This is a genomic window from Christiangramia forsetii KT0803 (assembly GCF_000060345.1).
In the GTDB taxonomy this organism is placed as follows: Bacteria; Bacteroidota; Bacteroidia; order Flavobacteriales; family Flavobacteriaceae; genus Christiangramia; species Christiangramia forsetii.
This window is the reverse complement of the sequence record NC_008571.1, coordinates 1,066,203-1,084,057: the sequence shown is the minus strand read 5'-3', so window position 1 is coordinate 1,084,057 and position 17,855 is coordinate 1,066,203. Positions and strand designations below refer to the sequence as shown.

The window sequence follows — 17,855 nt, the reverse complement described above, 5'->3', positions numbered from 1 at the left end:
CTTTTATGAGTAAAATAAGACTCGGAATTTTAGGCGGTGGAGAAGATTCATTAATCGGAATTCTTCATCGGGTAGCCGCAAACATGTTTGATCAATTCGAAATTGTTGGAGGAGTTTTTGACGTACAGCACGATAAAAGTTTAAAATTTGGAGAAAAACTTCAACTCGATAGTTCCAGAATTTATAAAAGTCTGGATGACATGATTGAGAAGGAAGCTATACTTCCGGAAGACCAAAAAATACAGGCAGTTTCAATACTTACACCAAACTTTCTTCATTTCCCTATGGCAAAACAACTACTGGAGAATGGTTTCAATGTTATTTGCGAAAAACCCCTGACAACCACCTATGAAGAAGCAAAAATTCTGAATGAAATCCTGCAGAAAGCCAATACCATTTTTGCGGTAACTTATACCTATACTGGCTACCCAATGATACGCCAAATGAAAACCATGATTGCAAATGGTGAAATTGGAAAGATTCAGAAGGTAGATGTACAATATTACCAGGGATGGATAAATCCGCTTATTCACGACAAGGAAAAAAGATCAACCACATGGCGCCTCGATCCGGAAAAGTCTGGAATAAGTTGTTGTATTGGGGATATTGGAACTCATGCCTACAACATGGCTGAATATGTCACGGGGATGAAAGTAAATAAAGTGCTTGCAGACCTCAATTATCTCTACGAAGATAATCCTATGGATATTGACGGTACCATTCTTTTAAGATTTCAGGAGAATATTAAAGGAGTTCTAAGAGCCAGCCAGATCGCCACCGGAGAAGAAAACAACTTTTCTGTGAAAATATATGGAGATAGCGGAGGCCTAAAATGGGAACAGGAAAATCCCAATTATCTTTATCTATTAAAGGAGGGAATGGCGCTACAAGTCTTAAAACCGGGACATGAATATAATAGTGAGTTTTCCCTGGAAGGCACCAAGCTTCCTCCCGGACATCCAGAAGGTATTTTTGATTCTATGGGGAACATCTATTATGGGGTAGCCATGGCAATTAAAGATAAATCTAGCCATAAAGGTACTTATCCAAAATTAAATGACGGTTTACGTGGAATGAATTTTATAGAGAAAACGGTAGATTCTCATAAGCAGGGAAATGTTTGGATAAATTTGGAAGAATAAAAAATAGATATAATGAAGACTATTAAAGGACCAGCCGTATTTTTAGCTCAGTTCATGGATGATAAAGAGCCTTTTAATTCTTTAGACGGATTGTGTAAATGGGCTTCAGGTTTAGGTTATAAAGGAATCCAGATCCCAACCTGGGAAACCAGACTTATGGACCTGAAGAAAGCGGCTGAAAGTAAAACCTATTGTGATGAATTAAAAGCTAAAGTTGAGTCGTATGGATTGGAGATCACAGAGCTTAGCTCCCATCTTCAGGGTCAATTAGTGGCTGTGCATCCTGCCTATGATAGTATGTTTGATAATTTCGCTCCAGATGCGTATAAAAATAATCCTGAAAAACGTACAAACTGGGCAATAGATCAATTAAAGTATGCGGCAAAAGCAAGCAGAAATCTTGGTCTTGACGTACATGGTACTTTTAGCGGTTCATTTTTATGGCACACTGCGCATCCCTGGCCTCAAAGACCGGAAGGCCTTGTGGAAATGGGTTTTAGCGAATTAGCAAAACGATGGATGCCTATTTTAAATGAGTTTGATGAACAGGGGGTAGATGTCTGTTACGAGATCCATCCGGGCGAAGATCTTCACGATGGTGTTACTTTTGAACGTTTTTTGGAAGCGACCAACAATCATAAAAGGGTAAATATTCTCTACGATCCCAGCCATTTTGTACTTCAGCAATTGGATTACATAGAATATATAGATCATTATCACGATTATATAAAAATGTTCCATGTTAAGGATGCCGAATTTAATCCTACAGGTAAAAAAGGAATGTTTGGAGGTTATGGAGACTGGAAAGACAGAGCGGGACGATATCGCCATCCCGGTGATGGACAGGTAGATTTTAAAACTGTTTTTTCGAAATTAACCGAATACGGATGTGATGTTTGGGCAGTTCTGGAATGGGAATGCTGCATTAAATCCCCAGATCAGGGTGCAAAAGAAGGCGTTTCATTTATTGCTGATAATATTATAGAAGCCACTCAAAAGAGATTCGATGATTTTTCAGGGTCTGAAAAAGATGAGAATAAACTAAAACGAATATTAGGAATTTAAAACAACCAAAATGAAAAAATTAGTAATAATAGGATGCTCTATACTTGCTTTGACCGCATGTAAGAATGAAAATAAAGAATCTGAAGAAATAAAGGTTGCTGAAAATACAGAGATGAAAAGTTCAGAGGCAAAAGAGGACCAGGAATGGCAGGAACTTTTTAATGGAGAAAACCTAGATGGATGGAAAGCTTTTAATAAGGATTCAATTTCAGATCAATGGAAAGCCGAAAATGGTGCAATTTCGTTCAAGCCTTCAGCAGAAAATAGATCTAAAACAGAAAATCTTATTACTAAAGAAGAATTTGAAAATTTTGAATTATCGCTGGAATGGAAAATTTCAGAAGCTGGAAATAGCGGAATTATGTGGGCAGTGCAGGAAGGTGAAAAATACAATGAACCTTATTTAACCGGGCCTGAAATTCAGGTGCTGGATAATCAAAGACATCCTGATGCTAAGAATGGTTTGAATAGAACTGCAGGAGCTTTGTACGATATGATTCCACCAAGCGAAGATGTTACAAAACCTGCCGGAGAATGGAATAAAGAAGTAATTCATATAAATTATAAAGAGAATAAAGGTTGGGTTAAACTAAATGGAACAACCATAGTTGAATTCCCTGTTCATGGAGAAGAATGGAAAAACATGGTGAGCAAGTCTAAGTTTAGTGAATGGGAAGGTTTTGGCGCCAGTCAAAAAGGCCATATTGCCCTTCAGGATCATGGAGATCCAGTGTGGTACAGAAATATAAAGATCAAACAACTCTAAAATTTAACTTACAATTTTAAAGCTGCCTTTCACGGCAGCTTTTTTTTATTACCTTATCCTGATTCAAACCTTAAAGGAAAATAATACCATTATGAAAAAGCTAGAAGTAAGTTTTAAAAATTCTGATTCCAGAGAACTTAAGGGTGTGTTGGAGTTACCTACAAACTCGCAACCTTCAAATTTTATACTTTTTGCACATTGCTTTACTTGTAATAAGAATTTTCATGCACCATCAAATATCAGCAAAAATCTGGCTTCAAAAGGTTATGGTGTTTTAAGATTTGACTTTACAGGCCTTGGAGACAGCGAAGGTGAGTTTGAAGACACCAATTTTTCGAGCAATGTAGGAGATTTATTAGCTGCTGCTGAATTCCTGAAAAAAGAATATAAGGCACCTGTAATGATCGTTGGACATTCATTAGGCGGAGCTGCTGCCCTATTCGCTTCCCAGAAGCTTGATTCAGTAAAATGTATGGTTACCATTAACGCTCCTTCAAACCTATCCCATGTTCAGAAACATTTTGAATCCAGTTCCGAAGAAATCCTGAATAAAGGTTTTGCCGATGTGAAAATTGGAGGGCGAAGTTTCAAAATCAAAAAGCAATTTATTGATGATCTTAAAAAAAACCAGGATGCTTCTGCTTTAAAGGAAATAAGAAAGGCTTTATTAGTGATGCACTCTCCGCAAGATGAAATAGTTTCTATAAATCATGCTGAGGAGCTGTACAAATCTGCATGGCATCCCAAGAGTTTTATTTCTATTGATGGTGCAGACCATATGCTGAGCACAAAAGCAGATTCTGAATATGTTGGAACAGTTATTTCGGCCTGGGCAAGTAAATATATAAAAGAACCGAAAGCTCCAGAATTAAAAACAGACCATGAAGTAATGGCCAATCTGGGAGCAACTGGTTTTACAACTCAAATTATAGCGGGAAATCATCATCTGGTTGCAGACGAACCTATAAAAGTGGGCGGTAGCGATCTTGGGCCCAACCCTTACGAACTGGTTTCTAGTGGCCTGGCAGCCTGTACTTCTATGACTATTCAAATGTATGCCCGTAGAAAAAAATGGAAGATCGATAATGTAGAAACACACGTAAGTTATTCTAAAAAGCATGCTAGTGATTGTGAGGAGTGTGAAAATGATATGGCAAAGATTGATAGTTTTGAAAGGGAAATTTCTATTGAGGGAAATCTGGACGAGAAACAATTGAAGAGACTCATGGAAATTGCAGATAAATGTCCTGTACATAAAACATTATCTGCAAAAGCTCAGATCGCCACCAGACTAATAGATTCATAGGAGAATTAGAGCAATAAAGCCATTGTTAAGCTATCCTTAAATCTTTGGTGGTGCCTGTGAATAGGCTTAATTTAGATTTATTAATTGATAGTTTAACCAATCAAAATATTATGAAACGTATTAGTTTGTCTCTTATTCTTTGTGCTGGATTAATTTTTACAAGCTGTAAGAATGAGAAAAAAGAAAAGGAAATGGATGACCAGTCAGAAACTGAAATGAAATCTGATATGGAAACCAAAAAAGAGGAAGAAGTAAAGAAAGTAAAAGTTTCTCTTCAGGCTGTTAGTGACTCCAAGCTTAGTGGTAATGTTGTATTTACCCAGGAAGATGGTGAAGTCTCTATGACTGCAATTATTTCAGGACTTGCTGAGGGTACACATGCCATTCATATTCATGAAAAAGGAGATTGTTCTGCTGCAGATGGAAAATCTGCCGGAGGTCACTGGAATCCTACAGATGCTCAGCATGGAGAATGGGGTGATTCTGAAGGTTTCCATAAAGGTGATATAGGTAATTTTGAGGTTGATGCTAATGGAAATGGAACCGTTAATATGAGCACTGAAGAGTGGTGTATTGGTTGCGGAGACTCTAAAAAAGATATTTTAGGGAAGGCCGTGATCGTTCATGATGGCGTAGATGATTACACATCTCAACCATCTGGTGCTGCCGGAACCCGTGTAGGTTGTGGTGTGATCAAGAAATAATTTCTACAGAATAAAAGATAAAAGCGGCTTAACGGCCGCTTTTTTTATTTGGTATTTAAGCCTATATTTATTTCCTCAAATAACATTTATGCAGCAAGACGGTTTAATTCTCGAATTACAGAACGGTAATCAGAGAGCCTTTGAACGAATCTATGAACTATATTCTGAAAGTACCTACGGAATAATCTATAGTATTGTTCACGATGAGAAAATAGCTGAAGAAATACTTCAGGATGTTTTCTTAAAAATATGGAATAATTCATCTAGTTACAATTCAGATAAGGGAAGATTCTTTACATGGATACTTAACATTGCCAGGAATGCCTCTATAGATCAATTGCGTTCTAAGAGACACAAAAACAACCAGAAAAACCTTACCGCAGATAATTTCGTAGATATTTTAGAAAGCAAGTCTAATTTCTCAGCTAAAGCTGATGCTATCGGGGTTCAAAAATATATCGATGTTTTAAAGCCTGTTTGTAAAAAACTAATAGACTTGTTATTCTTTAAAGGTTTTACCCAAAAGGAAACAGCAGAAGAGCTTGAAATGCCTTTGGGAACTGTAAAAACGAAGAACAGAGCCTGTATTAACAAACTTCGTGAAATGTTAGTAGAATAGTACATGGATATAAAAGAATACATATCGTCGGGAATACTTGAACTTTACGTTTACGGTGCTCTTACAGATGCTGAAAGCCGTGAGGTAAGTATGGCTTTAAAAGAACATCCTGAAATTCGTAAAGAAGTTGAAGAGATTGAAGTAGCATTACAAAAATTATCTGCTTCAGTAGCTCCTTCTTATAATGCCGAAGCTTTACTGGCAAGTATTAAACAGAAATTATCAGACAAATCTGATGATACGGTTATCAATATTGAGCGAAAGAAAGAAACAGATTGGGTATCTTATTTCGGTTGGGCGGCAACTGTAGTGTTACTAATCGGGCTATTCTTTGTCTTTGAAGATAAGAATAACTTAAGAGAGGAATTGAATTCTGAAAAAGCTCGATCTGCAGCAATGGAACAGCAAATAGCAGATTCCAGGGACGATGCCGAAAAGACCGAAGAACTTTTGGCCGTGCTTAGGGATAAAGAAGTATCCAAAGTGCCATTACAGGGTCAAAATGTTGATCCAGGAGCATACGCTGCGGTTTACTGGAACAAGAAAGAGAATAAAGCATATATAGATGCAAAAGATCTTCCTGAACCACCACGTGGAAAAGTTTACCAGGTTTGGTCATTAAAACTGGAGCCTTTAACACCAACAAGTATTGGTCTATTAGAGGAATTTACAATGGATGACAATAAGATTTTTGCTCTTGAAAATGCTAATGAATCTGAAGCCTTTGGAATAACACTTGAACCTGCAGGTGGTAGTGAATCACCAACCATGGATCAATTATATGTATTGGGAGCTGTTGCTGCACCATAACAAAACATAAAAAAGGAAAATAACAGATAAGCCCCACGCTGTAGCGTGGGGCTTATTTTTGTAAATACTTGGAAAATTCCGGATGGAATTCTACTCCAAGCATCTAACCAACCAAAAAAATCAAAAACTCAAATCGAAATAATTCGACCAAAAATTATTCAAACAAACCATAGAGTTTATGTATTAAGATATACGGAGAGAAACAACCTATGGTTTTAAATAAAGTGAATTTAACATTTAAAGATCAGTTGTTTAACCAGGATTTGAAGTCCTTAACCCTTTCTCTACTTACGATAAGCTGAAATTCATGAAAATTTTCAAGTTTTATCTCCAGTCTTGAATTTGTGTAAGAAACAATATCATTTATAGCATTGATATTTAATATGCACTTTCGGTTGATCCTATAGAATTTTTCGGGATCAAGTTCATTCTCTAATTGCTCTAGCGGAATATCTACGGGATAATTTCTGCCGGAATTACAATGTATATAACTGGCTTTGTTTTCAGAATAGAAACATGCTATATTAGATATATCTACCAGTTTAAGATGCTGACCTACCTGAGCTGTAAATCTCGACTTAAAACTTTTCTTTGCTCCGCCTAGCCTGAGAAGCGACCTTAATTGATTCACATCAATATTGTCTGAAGATGATTTTTTGGAGTTTTTGAACTTACTAACAGCCGCTTCCAGCTCCTCCTCATCTATTGGTTTTAATAAATAGTCTATACTATTCAGTTTAAACGCCCTTAAAGCATATTCATCATATGCGGTAGTGAAAACAATGGCACTTTCGGTCTCTATATGATCGAAAATTTCAAAGGAAATTCCGTCACTAAGCTGGATGTCCAGAAAGATAAGATCTGGATGTTCATTGGTATTAAACCACTCTACAGCTTCAGCTACAGAATGCAGCATTGTTTCGGCTACTATGTCTATCTTAGAAAGCATGCGCTGCAACCTTCTTGCCGCCGGCTTTTCGTCTTCAATAATTATAACTTTGGTCACGCTCAATTCTCTAGGTTTAGATTTCTATTTCCAGATCTGCTTCTTATCCTTATCCATTAGTTCCTGGATCTTTTTTTCTTCCCATTTCTTTCCGAATAAAAACCCAGGGCCAAAAACACTTGCCCAGTGAGCGAATAATCCTATTCCCCAGAAAAATATCGTGGTGTAATTGGATAGATTAGACAATCCGTTAATAAATCCCTCATTCTGAGTACTCACCACGAAAATGGCAATATTGATGAAAAGATAGACTACCAGATGAATATAAAAACCTTTAATATCTTTCACTCTTTTTTGAGCCGCCCTATAACTGATGTTTTCTTTATAATTAGTTTTCATTATTTCCAAGATTTAGTTTGTTGCTTATCCTTTGCCATGATCTCCTGGATCTTACGTTCCTCCCAGTCTGAACCATATCCAAATACCGAAAAACCGTGAATTGTAAGGCCTATTCCCCATCCAAAAAGTGGGAACCAGAACCATTGAAAACTCCAGTAAGTGTAATAATTAATAAAAATTAGGAATGGAATTACTACGCAATAAGAAATCAAATTGCCATAGAACTCTTTCATCTCCTTTACTCTTTGCTTTGCTTTGAAATAAGCATTTTCCTGATTGTTGTCTACTGTTTCCATAACTGAAATTTGTTTGGTTAGCACAGGGAGTTTTACCCTGAAAAAATTTTCTGTTTGTTCTATAAGTACTTTTCTTTCGGTTACCACATGATAGCGATTAACTATATTTTGAAGTCCTACCCCTTTTCTTGTACCTAAAACCTCCTTTTTCTGAAAATTATTTTCTACAATAAGATAGCCATCCACTTCATAAATTTTAATCCTTAATGGCTTGTTCTCATTGACGATATTGTGTTTTATAGTATTTTCTAATAATAGCTGCAATGATAAAGGAACTACTTTTGCCTCATCATTAGAAAGCGCTTCAGGTAATTCAAAATAAATGCTATCCTCAAAGCGCATTTTCAGAAGCTTCATATAGGTGTTCGCAAACTTCAACTCTTCCTGTAGACTTACCAGTTCTTTGTCCTTTTGTTCCAGAACGTACCGGTATATTTTGGATAATCCGGTAGTAAAACGTTGTGCCTGATCTGGATTTTCATCGATAAGCGAAGCCAGTACATTTAAACTATTAAAAAGAAAATGCGGGTCTAGCTGATTCTTAAGAGCATCAAACTTAGCAGAAGCCGTTCCAGCAATAATCTTTTGTTCCTTAACCCTCTTTTCCTGAAGTGCTTTGTAGAAATATATAAGATGAAAAAACATGGAAACTATTGCCGTAAACAGCAATGGAAATATATAATTACCGAAAGTTTCATTACTTAAAAACTCCTCTACAGGCACCTCATTGATCAACGTTTTGTCAATTAACCGACAAATAAAGAATCCTATTAATGTAAGAATTATAGAGCCTATAGCTCCTCCTAAGATTCTTTTAAGACCAGCTCCCTCCCAACCAATTTTTACACTGAAATAATAAAAATAGAATCCATTTATACAGGTAAGAACAAATGTGTACATAAAATACATTCCCCAAAGTTCCGGTTCCAGAAGTTTGTTTAGGGGTCTGTCTGAAAAGGCGGTTTCTATTAAAACAACGATTACGCAGATAATCACTGTGATTCTTAATATTTTGAGAAACAATTTCATGCATTTAATTTAGAAGACAAATATGTGAGCATTTTATTACTGTTTGAAAATTAAATTTCTCAACTGTAAAATTTCACTACCGAACTGTGAATTATCAGTTTTAGCTTTTCAATTCTAAAATTAAATATTCTTTAACATTATTTTGAATAACTTCGAATCAAATCTAAAAAAATTAAATAATGACCATTTTTGAAGCATTAAGACAGGAACACGAAATACAAAGAAATCTCATAGATAAGCTTATAAAAACAGAAGGTAAAACCGAAGAAAGAAAAAAGATCTTTGAAGATTTAAAACATGAACTAAAGATCCATGAAGATGCTGAAGAGCGTCATTTCTATATTCCATTAATGAAAAAGGATATGACGCAGGAAAAAGCACGTCATAGTGTTGCCGAGCATCATGAAATGGATGAGCTCGTAGAAGAAATGGAAGATACAGAAATGGATGCTTCTAACTGGCTTAAGCTTGCCAAGGATCTGGAACATCAATTAATCCACCATTTAGAGGAAGAAGAACATGAAATTTTCCAATTGGCAGGAAAGGTTTTAACCGAAAAGCAAAAAACAGATCTTGCTTCAGATTATAATAAGGAAATTCGTAAGAATAGATAACTAAAAAGTGATCGTCTAAAAAGACAAGTTTTGAAGTCATTACGAACGGAGTGAAGTAATCTTTAAGATGAACTTCAATACTATCCTACAGATTGCTTCGTTCCTCGCAATGACCATGACAAGTTTTTTTAGACAGTCTCTTTTTTTAAACTTTATCCTTATCCATTCTCATAGTGTCTTCCTGCCCCTTAAATGGTCTTATAATTAGCCTTGCTGCTTTGTCGAAGTTTACATAATTATAGATCCAGTTAAAAAAGGTAACAAACCGGTTTCTGAATCCTACCAGAAACCATAGATGAACGAACATCCATACAAACCAGGCAAAAAATCCGGAGAACTTCCATTTGTGAAGATCTACCACTGCCCTGTTTCTTCCAACGGTAGCCATAGTTCCTTTATCAAAATACTCAAAAGGCTCCAGCTTTTCTCCTCGTATTAAGTGCTTTAAATTTTTAGCTAAATGCTTTCCCTGTTGAATTGCGGGCTGTGCAACCATTGGATGTCCTTTTGGAAAAGCTTCCGTTTGCATTAAAGCTATATCTCCTACTGCAAAAATGTTTTCGTACCCATTCACCTGGTTAAATGCATTAACTTCATATCTATTCGCTTTTTCAACGAGTGCGGAGGCATTTAATCCTTCCACAGGAGCTCCTGTTACCCCGGCAGACCAAATGAAGGTTTCAGTTTTCAGGGCAAGGTCGGTATTTGTCGTTACCAGATGACCGTCATAATTCTCTACCATCGTATTCAAATGAATTTTGACCCCTAGTTCCTCAAGCATTTCCTGAGCCTTTTTCGAAGCATGCTCACTCATAGGAGGTAAAACTCTTTCAAGACCTTCAAGAAGATGAATATTCATTTCATTTGGATCAAGATCTGGATAATCCTTGGGGACGATGTGGTTTCTTAATTCGGCAATGGCTCCACTTAATTCAACTCCTGTGGGCCCTGCACCCGCAAGAACAAAGTTTAAAAGTGCCTTTCTTTTTTCCGGATCATCTGTAATTGTGGCCTGCTCCAGGTTTTCCAGAATAAGGCTTCGAATGTTTAAAGCCTGCGGAACGGTTTTCATCCACATTCCATGCTCCTCAATGCTATCATTTCCGAAGAAATTAGTTTTAGAGCCTGTGGCGATCACCAGGTAATCGTAAACAAGATCTCCAATATTAGTATGTACCGTATTGTTTTCAGCAGAAATAGATTGTACTTCTGCCAATCTAAAAAAGCACCTTTTGCTGGAACGAGTTATTTTTCTGAGAGGATACGCAATAGAATCCGGCTCGAGTCCGGAGGTTGAAACCTGGTAAAGCAAAGGTTGAAAAGTGTGATAGTTATGCCTGTCTAGCATTACCATTTGCATATCTTCTTTCAATACTTTTCTGGCAAGCGCCATTCCGGCAAAACCACCTCCAATAATTACTACTCGTGGCAAGTCGGTTCTTGGGATGTTCATAAAAATGGTCGGTTTTATTCAAATTTACTATTTATAGAAAGATTGAAGGATGGATTAACTTTAAATTAAAGTTTTTTGTAACATAGCGCTTATTTTAACTACCTATTACATGCTAACCAAAGCTTCGTGAACAAAGAATTAGAACATCAGTTTGTAACAAACCTGGAGAAACACCAGAATATTGCACACAAGATCTGCCGTATCTATACGAACGACAGGGATGCACATAATGATCTTTTTCAGGAAATCACGATACAGTTATGGAAGGCATATCCAAAGTTTAGAGGTGACGCTAAATTTAGTACCTGGATGTACCGGGTTGCTTTAAATACAGCCATCACTTTATACAGAAAGAAAAAAAGAAGTATACGAACACAGGATTATGATAATGTTCATTTTAAAATAAAATCTGAAGAGTATAATGATGAAGTAGAGCAACATCTGAAGCTGATGTACGATGCCATAAGACAATTAAACGATATTGATAAAGCGCTTGTCTTTTTGTATCTGGAAGATAGAAATTATGCAGAGATCTCTTATACCCTTGGGATTACTGAAGTTAATGCAAGAGTGAAAATGAACAGGGTAAAAACCAAATTAAAGAACCTTATAAATCCTTGACAAATTATGGATGATTTAGATCTGTTAAAAAAGGATTGGAAAAAGCAGGAAGAAAATCTGCCACATCTAACCTACGATGAAATTTATAAAATGATCTGGAAGAAATCTTCCTCGATCGTAAAGTGGATATTTATTATCAGTATTGTAGAATTTTTGCTTGGAGCAGTTTTAAATATTGTTTTGGCCGATGACGAGTATTGGGAGCAAATGAAAAAATATAAGCTTACGGAATTTGTAATTGGAGTTTATATTATTACTTATTTAATCACCTTCTATTTTATTTACAGATTTTATCTCAATTACAGAAGAATCTCTACCACAGACAGTGCTTCTCGCTTAATGAAGAATATTTTAAGAACGCGTAAAACGGTTAAATACTATATTGGCTTTGTGCTAATATCTAGTGCAGTAGTATTTATTGTAATGCTTTATTCTATGCTTCACAATCATATTTTAACTGCCGAAACTACCACTACTAATATGGAATTTGACACTAGGCAATGGTTAATCTTTATTGGTGGAACCTTATTAGTTCTAGCGATTGTTCTTGGTATTATATGGCTTATTTATAGAATAGTTTATGGAATCCTTCTCAGAAGACTAAATAAAAATTACAAAGAATTGAAAAAGCTCGAAATGGAATAGTGAGCAGTGAGCAGTGAGCAGTGAGCAGTGAGGAGTGAGGAGTGAGGAGAATTGACACTGTCCCGTAAAGTGTGTAAAGTTTAAATAACAGGGGTTGGACTTTTTTAAAGTCTGACCCTTTTTTCATAGATCGTAAGGAACTGATTTAAAATAATGCCCCAGTTCCTGATAGGCATTGACCACTTCTTTGTAGCTTCCCTTGTAGCCAAATATACAGATTTCATTACTGCTTCATCAGTAGGGAAGGATAATTTGTTTTTAGTGTATTTTCTTATTTTTCCGTTCAGGTTTTCAATAAGATTGGTGGTATAAATGATTTTCCTGATCTCCAGTGGAAACTCAAAGAACACGGTAAGATCTTCCCAGTTGTCCCTCCAGCTTTTGATGGCATAGGAATATTTGCTCTCCCATTGTGCTGCAAAATCTTCCAGGGCAGCTTTGGCGGCCTGTTGGTTGGGAGCATTGTAAATATGCTTCATATCAGCGGTAAAGGCTTTTTTATCTTTCCAGACCACATAACGGCAAGCATTCCTGATCTGGTGCACCACACAGATCTGGGTTTTAGACGCTGGGAAGATATTTCTGATGGTATCGGTAAAGCCATTGAGGTTATCGGTAGCGGTGATCAGGATATCTTCGGTGCCCCGTGATTTTATATCGGTAAGTACAGACATCCAGAAAGCTGACGACTCATTTTTTCCCAACCAAAGCCCCAGGACTTCTTTCTTTCCATCCCTGCGAAGCCCGACTGCTATGTACACCGTCTTGTTGATTACCTTGGAGTTCTCTCGAACCTTGAAGACAATCCCATCCATCCAAACGATCAGGTACACAGGCTCTAAAGGTCGGTTTTGCCAGGCCACAATATCTTCGGTTACTTTCTCGGTAATCCTGGATATGGTGGAAGTAGAGACTTCAAAATTATAGACCTCTCGAATTTGCTCTTCAATATCACTATTGCTCATTCCTTTGGCATAGAGCGAGACAATCACGTTTTCAATGCCATCGACCATATTGCCACGCTTGGGTACAATCATAGGAGTAAAGGATGCTTCACGATCCCTGGGGACCTGGATCTGGGATTCACCAAAGGAGGTGCGAACCTTTTTCTGGCCATAGCCGTTACGGGTATTAGAGTTACCAGACTTCTGGCTTTTGTCATAACCTAAATGACCATCGAGCTCTCCTTCGAGCATTTTTTCAATACCACGCTTTTGCAGTTCTTTTAAGAAGCTGTTGAGCTGATCTCCACTTTTGAACTGCTTTAAAAATTCATCGCTAAATAAATCTTCTTTTTTCATACTGTGTAAAATTTAAAATTAGACAAAAAAATAACAGGGGTCGCGACCCCTGTTATTTTCTATTTACACAGTTTATGAGATAGTGCTGGAGAATTTAAATTTTCTGGTGTAGAAAGCTAAAATTTTTGAAAATGATTCTAAGGCTGGTTTTCGGTCTCAATTATCGAAAGCTACGGTAGTAGGAAGCAGACTAGCCAATTTAACCATTTTCTTTCCTGGTTTCGAAAATTTCACTGTTCGGCGATACCCGTTAATTACGATGGCCCGACATGGCAGAAGCTTATTCTTTACATCATTTTACTTATTATTTCTTTCATCATTTTTGCTGCTAAAAAAGCAGTCATATTTTGAAAATCTCTATTTGGATTATATTCAACAATATCAGCTCCTACGATTTCAGAATCGATGTTTTGAATTAAATCTATTACTTGTCTGGAAGTTAATCCTCCAGGTTCGTGATGCGAAACTCCTGGAGCAAATGCCGGGTCGAACCCATCCATGTCCAAAGAAATATATAAAGGATTTTTAAATTTTGGAATTCGATCCAAATCTAAATTTTTCATTTCATGTATTTCCACATTAAATTTATCTGCCTGTTCAACATGATGTGGGTTTAATGTTCTAATTCCAACCTGTACTAGCTTAACCGCTAAACCATTTTCCATAATTCTTGCGAAAGGGCATGCGTGGGAATACTTGTCCCCTTCATAATTATCATATAAATCTGTGTGCGCATCGATATGAAGAATATCTAATTTCGGATATTTTTCACTATAAGCCTTTATTATAGGAAATGTTATCGAATGGTCTCCACCTAATGTAAAAATTTTGGCGTCCAAATCAAGGTGCTTTTTAGTTACTTGTTCAATATCAAAGTATTCAGATATTTCAAAATCACCTTTATCATCAATGCTTGAATTTTCTATATTAGTAAGGTTTTCTGCATACATATTTGCAGAACCACAATTTAAAACTTTTCTTATTCTTGGAGGAGCAAGTTTAGGTCCTTTTTGAAAAGAAGATTTTTCATCGAATTTTATTCCCTGTATAATTATTTTTTTCATGCTGCTTTAAACTATTACCACCTTGTAGTATCCCCAAAAACTAATATCCCCAACGGCGTTGTTCATTGAGATCTTCCATGGCATCAATTTCTTCTTTAGGAATTACCTTAAGAAAAGAAGAATGTTGCTCAATAGCATATTCTAGTTTCTGAACGATTTCTTCAATACTTTCATTCTCATAATCGATGTCCAGAGGTTCCTTGATCTGAAATGTTTGTAGAATTCCACGTTTTTTAATTCGAAGCCCTTTTTTATCAAAAGATCGTCTAAAACCATCAATAACAATCGGAATGACTATTGGTTTATGATTTTTGATAATATGCGCTGTCCCTTTTCTAATTGGTTTAAATGGCTTGGTAGTTCCCTGTGGAAATGTGATCACCCATCCATCATTCAGGGCTACACCAATATTTTCTGTATCATTGGGATTCACTTCGCGCTTTACCTCCTGTCCCTGGGCCCTCCAGGTACGCTCTACGGTCACTGCGCCCGCATAAGCCATGATCCGGGTTAAAAATCCAGCTTTCATAGTTTCCTTAGCGGCAACATAATAAATATTCATTTTAGGCTGCCAAATGTAGCCTACGTTTTTAATACTATCTACCCTTCCACTAAGACTGGCATTAAAAACATGAAACATGGCCGTTACATCAGCAAAATAGGTTTGATGATTGGAAACAAAAAGAACATTGGTATGTGGTAAATTTTTGATGATTCCGGAACCCTCAATTTGAAGCTCATTAAAACCTCTATATCTACGATGCGTAAGCACACCGAAAAGCCGAATTAACCACTTTTTTAGTATAAGATAGTGTCCAAATGGATTCTTTTTGAATAATCCCATTGCTGAAATTTTTGATTTTTACGATTAACCTCTATAAACTCAGCATTTATAGAGCTAGCGGTAAATATAATAATTACCAGCTATATTAAATTTTTAAAAGCAATTCCCGTATCTCACTTAACATCATACCCGTTGCTCCCCATACCACATATCCGTTAAGTTTATAAGCAGGCACTTCTATATTTGTGGCATAAGAAGTACTTAATCTCTCTGTTATCACATTTTTATCATCCAGAAAATCGCTTAATTTCACCTCAAGTATGGCTTCAACCTCAGATTCCTGTGCCATCATTGTCGGTGTTTTTTCCATTATTCCCAAATAGGGTTGAACCCAGAAGTTTGAAGGTGGTATGTAAAGCCTGGTCAATTTTAATAAAACTTCAATGTCAGTTCTGGGAATTCCAACTTCTTCTTCTGTTTCTCTCAATGCAGTGGCTTCCAAGTCAAGATCTTCTTTTTCTACTCTTCCTCCAGGAAATCCAATCTGATTGGAATGAACCCCTTTATAAGTTTTACGTAAAATTAATACCAGCCTGGTTTCGGCGTCAATTCCCGGATAAAAAACTGCCATCACTCCTGCTTTCTGCGGATTCATTTTTGACATATCTATCTCACTAAGTTCATTAATTCTGATTAGTGGTGCCAGTTTTCTATGTGCAACCTCTCCGGGAAGCGGCATTTTTTTTAACTTTGAAATCCTGTTTTTAAAAATTTCGAATTCCATGTTTAGAAATCTTTCTTTAGTCTCATTTATTTTATTTCTCTTTTTTGCAAGTTGTGAAGATAAGGAAACTTCAACAGAAAAGGGTCAAAGAAAGTCTACCGAAGACCTGAAAGCGCAGAAGAAACAAGATTCCATTCAAAACGCCAGAGATAGTATTTTTGAATTACGTAAAAAAGAACTGGCCGGAGAAAGCAAGCAAACCAAAATCGAAGAAAACTCCATGTTCTCTATAGCTCAGGAACAATTAATACCTACACTTACTGAATACGGAAAGAATAATCCCGAAACTAAAATTAGAATTAAAACAAAATTCGGAAATATCGATGTACAGCTGTACAGAGATACTCCACTGCATAGGGCTAATTTTATTATGCTAGTAAAAAATGATTACTTCAATGATACATTTTTTCATCGCATTGCTCCCGGGTTTGTGATCCAGGGAGGAAATGCAGATAATCAAATAACCGCAAGTAATCGTGGGGATGTTGGAAATTATCTAATCCCCAGCGAATTTGATGCAGGGCATAAACATACCTATGGAGCATTTTCAGCAGCTAAATACGCTGAACAGAATGTAAGTAAAGCTTCCTCTCCATTCGAATTTTTTATAGTTTTGGATAAAGGTGGAACCCCACACCTAAATAATGATCATACAGTATATGGCCGAGTTACAAGTGGGATGGAAGTTGCCGAAAAAATCGCTCAAGTAAAAACAGGGGACTCTGAATGGCCAATTGATAATATTGAAATGGATATAGAAATTTTACAATAACTATTGGCTGGTAAAATAATTATAATCGTTGATCACCCGTTGAATGAAATTCATTGGCTTTTCTTCAAACTGAACATCCATTAATTCTGCAACCTTTTCGCTCAAAGATATAATTATGTGGTGCTGCCCTGTTTTTTGTGCATCCTGATATAAGTTCTTGATCTCCTGAATATCATTATCACTTAATACTGTGACTTGAGAATATTTTGGTTGATAATCTTCCGGTAGATCCACTGCCAGCGTATTGTGAATACTAACTTTCTTTTTTTCAGAAATCACCGTGGTTCCAGCAGCAATATCACCTAATCTTTGCCCTTTACCGTTTAATAAAATGGTAACCACCGCAATTCCTCCACTGGTTAAGCTTATATCGATAATTCGTAAGAGCCATCTCACTAAATAATTTGAAAACTGGGGTCTTAGACCGTCCATTTTCACAACTCTAATTTGCAATAATGCTTTACCGGGAGATTGTCCGTTCCAGAAGGTTTCCCATAATAAATTATATAAAAAAGCAGGTAATCCTAATACGAGATAGTACATCATTTCACTTCCTCTGTCCCCATTAATTCCTGCCATAATGAGAGATGCTAAGATCATAAAAATCGATATTATAGCAATATCTACTATAAAAGCCAGTATTCTGTCCCCTATTCCCGCAACATTCTGTTCTATACTTATATTTTGAGCGGTTTCAATTTGAAAATTATCCATTAAATATGTTACTTTGGGGTT

At 36.4% G+C, this 17,855-nt stretch carries 20 protein-coding genes; 11 read left to right on the top strand and 9 right to left on the bottom strand.

From position 1 onward, the window contains the following. The first annotated feature begins 5 nt into the window (after positions 1-5). From GFO_RS04800 to GFO_RS04770, 7 genes are all read left to right on the top strand, one after another. Positions 6-1,142, top strand: a complete 1,137-nt coding sequence (locus tag GFO_RS04800; protein WP_011708917.1) for a Gfo/Idh/MocA family protein — start codon at positions 6-8, stop codon at positions 1,140-1,142. Between the two features lie 12 nt (positions 1,143-1,154). Further along, entirely contained in the window at positions 1,155-2,207 is a 1,053-nt protein-coding gene (locus tag GFO_RS04795) for a sugar phosphate isomerase/epimerase family protein (protein WP_011708916.1), read from the top strand. Between the two features lie 10 nt (positions 2,208-2,217). Beyond that, positions 2,218-2,973, top strand: a complete 756-nt coding sequence (locus GFO_RS04790; RefSeq protein WP_011708915.1) for a 3-keto-disaccharide hydrolase — start codon at positions 2,218-2,220, stop codon at positions 2,971-2,973. A gap of 91 nt (positions 2,974-3,064) precedes the next feature. Beyond that, entirely contained in the window at positions 3,065-4,279 is a 1,215-nt protein-coding gene (locus tag GFO_RS04785; RefSeq protein WP_011708914.1) for a bifunctional alpha/beta hydrolase/OsmC family protein, read from the top strand. A 110-nt stretch (positions 4,280-4,389) separates the two neighbouring features. Further along, the gene (locus tag GFO_RS04780) at positions 4,390-4,983 is read left to right on the top strand and encodes a superoxide dismutase family protein (protein WP_041250247.1); all 594 of its coding nucleotides are present in this window, start codon (positions 4,390-4,392) and stop codon (positions 4,981-4,983) included. Between the two features lie 88 nt (positions 4,984-5,071). Further along, positions 5,072-5,602 (top strand): RNA polymerase sigma factor, encoded by a 531-nt coding sequence (locus GFO_RS04775; protein WP_011708912.1) that lies wholly within the window; start codon positions 5,072-5,074, stop codon positions 5,600-5,602. A gap of 3 nt (positions 5,603-5,605) precedes the next feature. Further along, on the top strand, positions 5,606-6,412 hold the full coding sequence (locus GFO_RS04770) for an anti-sigma factor (RefSeq protein ID WP_011708911.1): 807 nt from the start codon (positions 5,606-5,608) through the stop codon (positions 6,410-6,412). A gap of 244 nt (positions 6,413-6,656) precedes the next feature. Here GFO_RS04770 and GFO_RS04765 read toward each other — a convergent pair whose 3' ends face one another. The 3 genes from GFO_RS04765 to GFO_RS04755 form a co-directional block, all read right to left on the bottom strand. Continuing rightward, positions 6,657-7,361 carry a LytR/AlgR family response regulator transcription factor gene (locus GFO_RS04765; RefSeq protein ID WP_049792123.1) on the bottom strand — a complete coding sequence of 235 codons (705 nt, stop codon included), beginning with the start codon at positions 7,359-7,361 and terminating at the stop codon, positions 6,657-6,659. Between the two features lie 81 nt (positions 7,362-7,442). Continuing rightward, positions 7,443-7,757 (bottom strand): 2TM domain-containing protein, encoded by a 315-nt coding sequence (locus GFO_RS04760; RefSeq protein ID WP_011708909.1) that lies wholly within the window; start codon positions 7,755-7,757, stop codon positions 7,443-7,445. After that, positions 7,757-9,082 (bottom strand): 2TM domain-containing protein, encoded by a 1,326-nt coding sequence (locus GFO_RS04755; protein WP_011708908.1) that lies wholly within the window; start codon positions 9,080-9,082, stop codon positions 7,757-7,759. The genes GFO_RS04760 and GFO_RS04755 overlap by 1 nt, the downstream gene beginning before the upstream one ends. Positions 9,083-9,261: 179 nt before the next feature. Between GFO_RS04755 and GFO_RS04750 the strand changes: the two genes are divergently transcribed. Then, positions 9,262-9,696, top strand: a complete 435-nt coding sequence (locus GFO_RS04750) for a hemerythrin domain-containing protein (RefSeq protein ID WP_011708907.1) — start codon at positions 9,262-9,264, stop codon at positions 9,694-9,696. Between the two features lie 145 nt (positions 9,697-9,841). On the opposite strand, the gene GFO_RS04745 is transcribed toward GFO_RS04750, so the two are convergent. Further along, on the bottom strand, positions 9,842-11,149 hold the full coding sequence (locus GFO_RS04745) for an NAD(P)/FAD-dependent oxidoreductase (RefSeq protein ID WP_011708906.1): 1,308 nt from the start codon (positions 11,147-11,149) through the stop codon (positions 9,842-9,844). 126 nt (positions 11,150-11,275) lie between these two features. Here GFO_RS04745 and GFO_RS04740 point away from each other — a divergent pair, with 126 nt between their 5' ends. Together GFO_RS04740 and GFO_RS04735 are read left to right on the top strand one after the other, a co-directional pair. Further along, positions 11,276-11,770, top strand: a complete 495-nt coding sequence (locus GFO_RS04740) for an RNA polymerase sigma factor (protein WP_011708905.1) — start codon at positions 11,276-11,278, stop codon at positions 11,768-11,770. Positions 11,771-11,776: 6 nt separating this feature from the next. Next, positions 11,777-12,415 carry a membrane protein gene (locus GFO_RS04735; protein ID WP_011708904.1) on the top strand — a complete coding sequence of 213 codons (639 nt, stop codon included), beginning with the start codon at positions 11,777-11,779 and terminating at the stop codon, positions 12,413-12,415. Positions 12,416-12,519: 104 nt separating this feature from the next. Here the strand turns inward: GFO_RS04735 and GFO_RS04730 are convergent, their stop codons facing one another. The 4 genes from GFO_RS04730 to GFO_RS04715 form a co-directional block, all read right to left on the bottom strand. Then, on the bottom strand, positions 12,520-13,716 hold the full coding sequence (locus tag GFO_RS04730) for an IS256 family transposase (RefSeq protein WP_011708903.1): 1,197 nt from the start codon (positions 13,714-13,716) through the stop codon (positions 12,520-12,522). A 287-nt stretch (positions 13,717-14,003) separates the two neighbouring features. After that, positions 14,004-14,780: an agmatinase gene (speB, locus tag GFO_RS04725; protein WP_011708902.1), complete on the bottom strand. Its 777-nt coding sequence runs from the start codon at positions 14,778-14,780 to the stop codon at positions 14,004-14,006. Between the two features lie 40 nt (positions 14,781-14,820). Beyond that, on the bottom strand, positions 14,821-15,624 hold the full coding sequence (locus GFO_RS04720) for a lysophospholipid acyltransferase family protein (RefSeq protein WP_011708901.1): 804 nt from the start codon (positions 15,622-15,624) through the stop codon (positions 14,821-14,823). Positions 15,625-15,709: 85 nt separating this feature from the next. Beyond that, positions 15,710-16,348 carry an NUDIX hydrolase gene (locus GFO_RS04715; protein WP_011708900.1) on the bottom strand — a complete coding sequence of 213 codons (639 nt, stop codon included), beginning with the start codon at positions 16,346-16,348 and terminating at the stop codon, positions 15,710-15,712. Here GFO_RS04715 and GFO_RS04710 point away from each other — a divergent pair. Continuing rightward, on the top strand, positions 16,347-17,120 hold the full coding sequence (locus GFO_RS04710) for a peptidylprolyl isomerase (RefSeq protein WP_011708899.1): 774 nt from the start codon (positions 16,347-16,349) through the stop codon (positions 17,118-17,120). The two genes, GFO_RS04715 and GFO_RS04710, sit on opposite strands and share 2 nt — an antisense overlap. On the opposite strand, the gene GFO_RS04705 is transcribed toward GFO_RS04710, so the two are convergent. Continuing rightward, positions 17,121-17,834, bottom strand: a complete 714-nt coding sequence (locus GFO_RS04705) for an RDD family protein (protein ID WP_011708898.1) — start codon at positions 17,832-17,834, stop codon at positions 17,121-17,123. Between the last annotated feature and the right edge of the window lie 21 nt (positions 17,835-17,855).

Coding starts and splice junctions, on each gene's coding strand:
- GFO_RS04800 (WP_011708917.1), top strand. CDS start 6: ATGAGTAAAATAAGACTCGGAATTTTAGGCGGTGGAGAAGATTCATTA.
- GFO_RS04795 (WP_011708916.1), top strand. CDS start 1,155: ATGAAGACTATTAAAGGACCAGCCGTATTTTTAGCTCAGTTCATGGAT.
- GFO_RS04790 (WP_011708915.1), top strand. CDS start 2,218: ATGAAAAAATTAGTAATAATAGGATGCTCTATACTTGCTTTGACCGCA.
- GFO_RS04785 (WP_011708914.1), top strand. CDS start 3,065: ATGAAAAAGCTAGAAGTAAGTTTTAAAAATTCTGATTCCAGAGAACTT.
- GFO_RS04780 (WP_041250247.1), top strand. CDS start 4,390: ATGAAACGTATTAGTTTGTCTCTTATTCTTTGTGCTGGATTAATTTTT.
- GFO_RS04775 (WP_011708912.1), top strand. CDS start 5,072: ATGCAGCAAGACGGTTTAATTCTCGAATTACAGAACGGTAATCAGAGA.
- GFO_RS04770 (WP_011708911.1), top strand. CDS start 5,606: ATGGATATAAAAGAATACATATCGTCGGGAATACTTGAACTTTACGTT.
- GFO_RS04765 (WP_049792123.1), bottom strand. CDS start 7,361: ATGCTTTCTAAGATAGACATAGTAGCCGAAACAATGCTGCATTCTGTA.
- GFO_RS04760 (WP_011708909.1), bottom strand. CDS start 7,757: ATGAAAACTAATTATAAAGAAAACATCAGTTATAGGGCGGCTCAAAAA.
- GFO_RS04755 (WP_011708908.1), bottom strand. CDS start 9,082: ATGAAATTGTTTCTCAAAATATTAAGAATCACAGTGATTATCTGCGTA.
- GFO_RS04750 (WP_011708907.1), top strand. CDS start 9,262: ATGACCATTTTTGAAGCATTAAGACAGGAACACGAAATACAAAGAAAT.
- GFO_RS04745 (WP_011708906.1), bottom strand. CDS start 11,149: ATGAACATCCCAAGAACCGACTTGCCACGAGTAGTAATTATTGGAGGT.
- GFO_RS04735 (WP_011708904.1), top strand. CDS start 11,777: ATGGATGATTTAGATCTGTTAAAAAAGGATTGGAAAAAGCAGGAAGAA.
- GFO_RS04730 (WP_011708903.1), bottom strand. CDS start 13,716: ATGAAAAAAGAAGATTTATTTAGCGATGAATTTTTAAAGCAGTTCAAA.
- speB (WP_011708902.1), bottom strand. CDS start 14,780: ATGAAAAAAATAATTATACAGGGAATAAAATTCGATGAAAAATCTTCT.
- GFO_RS04720 (WP_011708901.1), bottom strand. CDS start 15,624: ATGGGATTATTCAAAAAGAATCCATTTGGACACTATCTTATACTAAAA.
- GFO_RS04710 (WP_011708899.1), top strand. CDS start 16,347: ATGTTTAGAAATCTTTCTTTAGTCTCATTTATTTTATTTCTCTTTTTT.
- GFO_RS04715 (WP_011708900.1), bottom strand. CDS start 16,348: ATGGAATTCGAAATTTTTAAAAACAGGATTTCAAAGTTAAAAAAAATG.
- GFO_RS04705 (WP_011708898.1), bottom strand. CDS start 17,834: ATGGATAATTTTCAAATTGAAACCGCTCAAAATATAAGTATAGAACAG.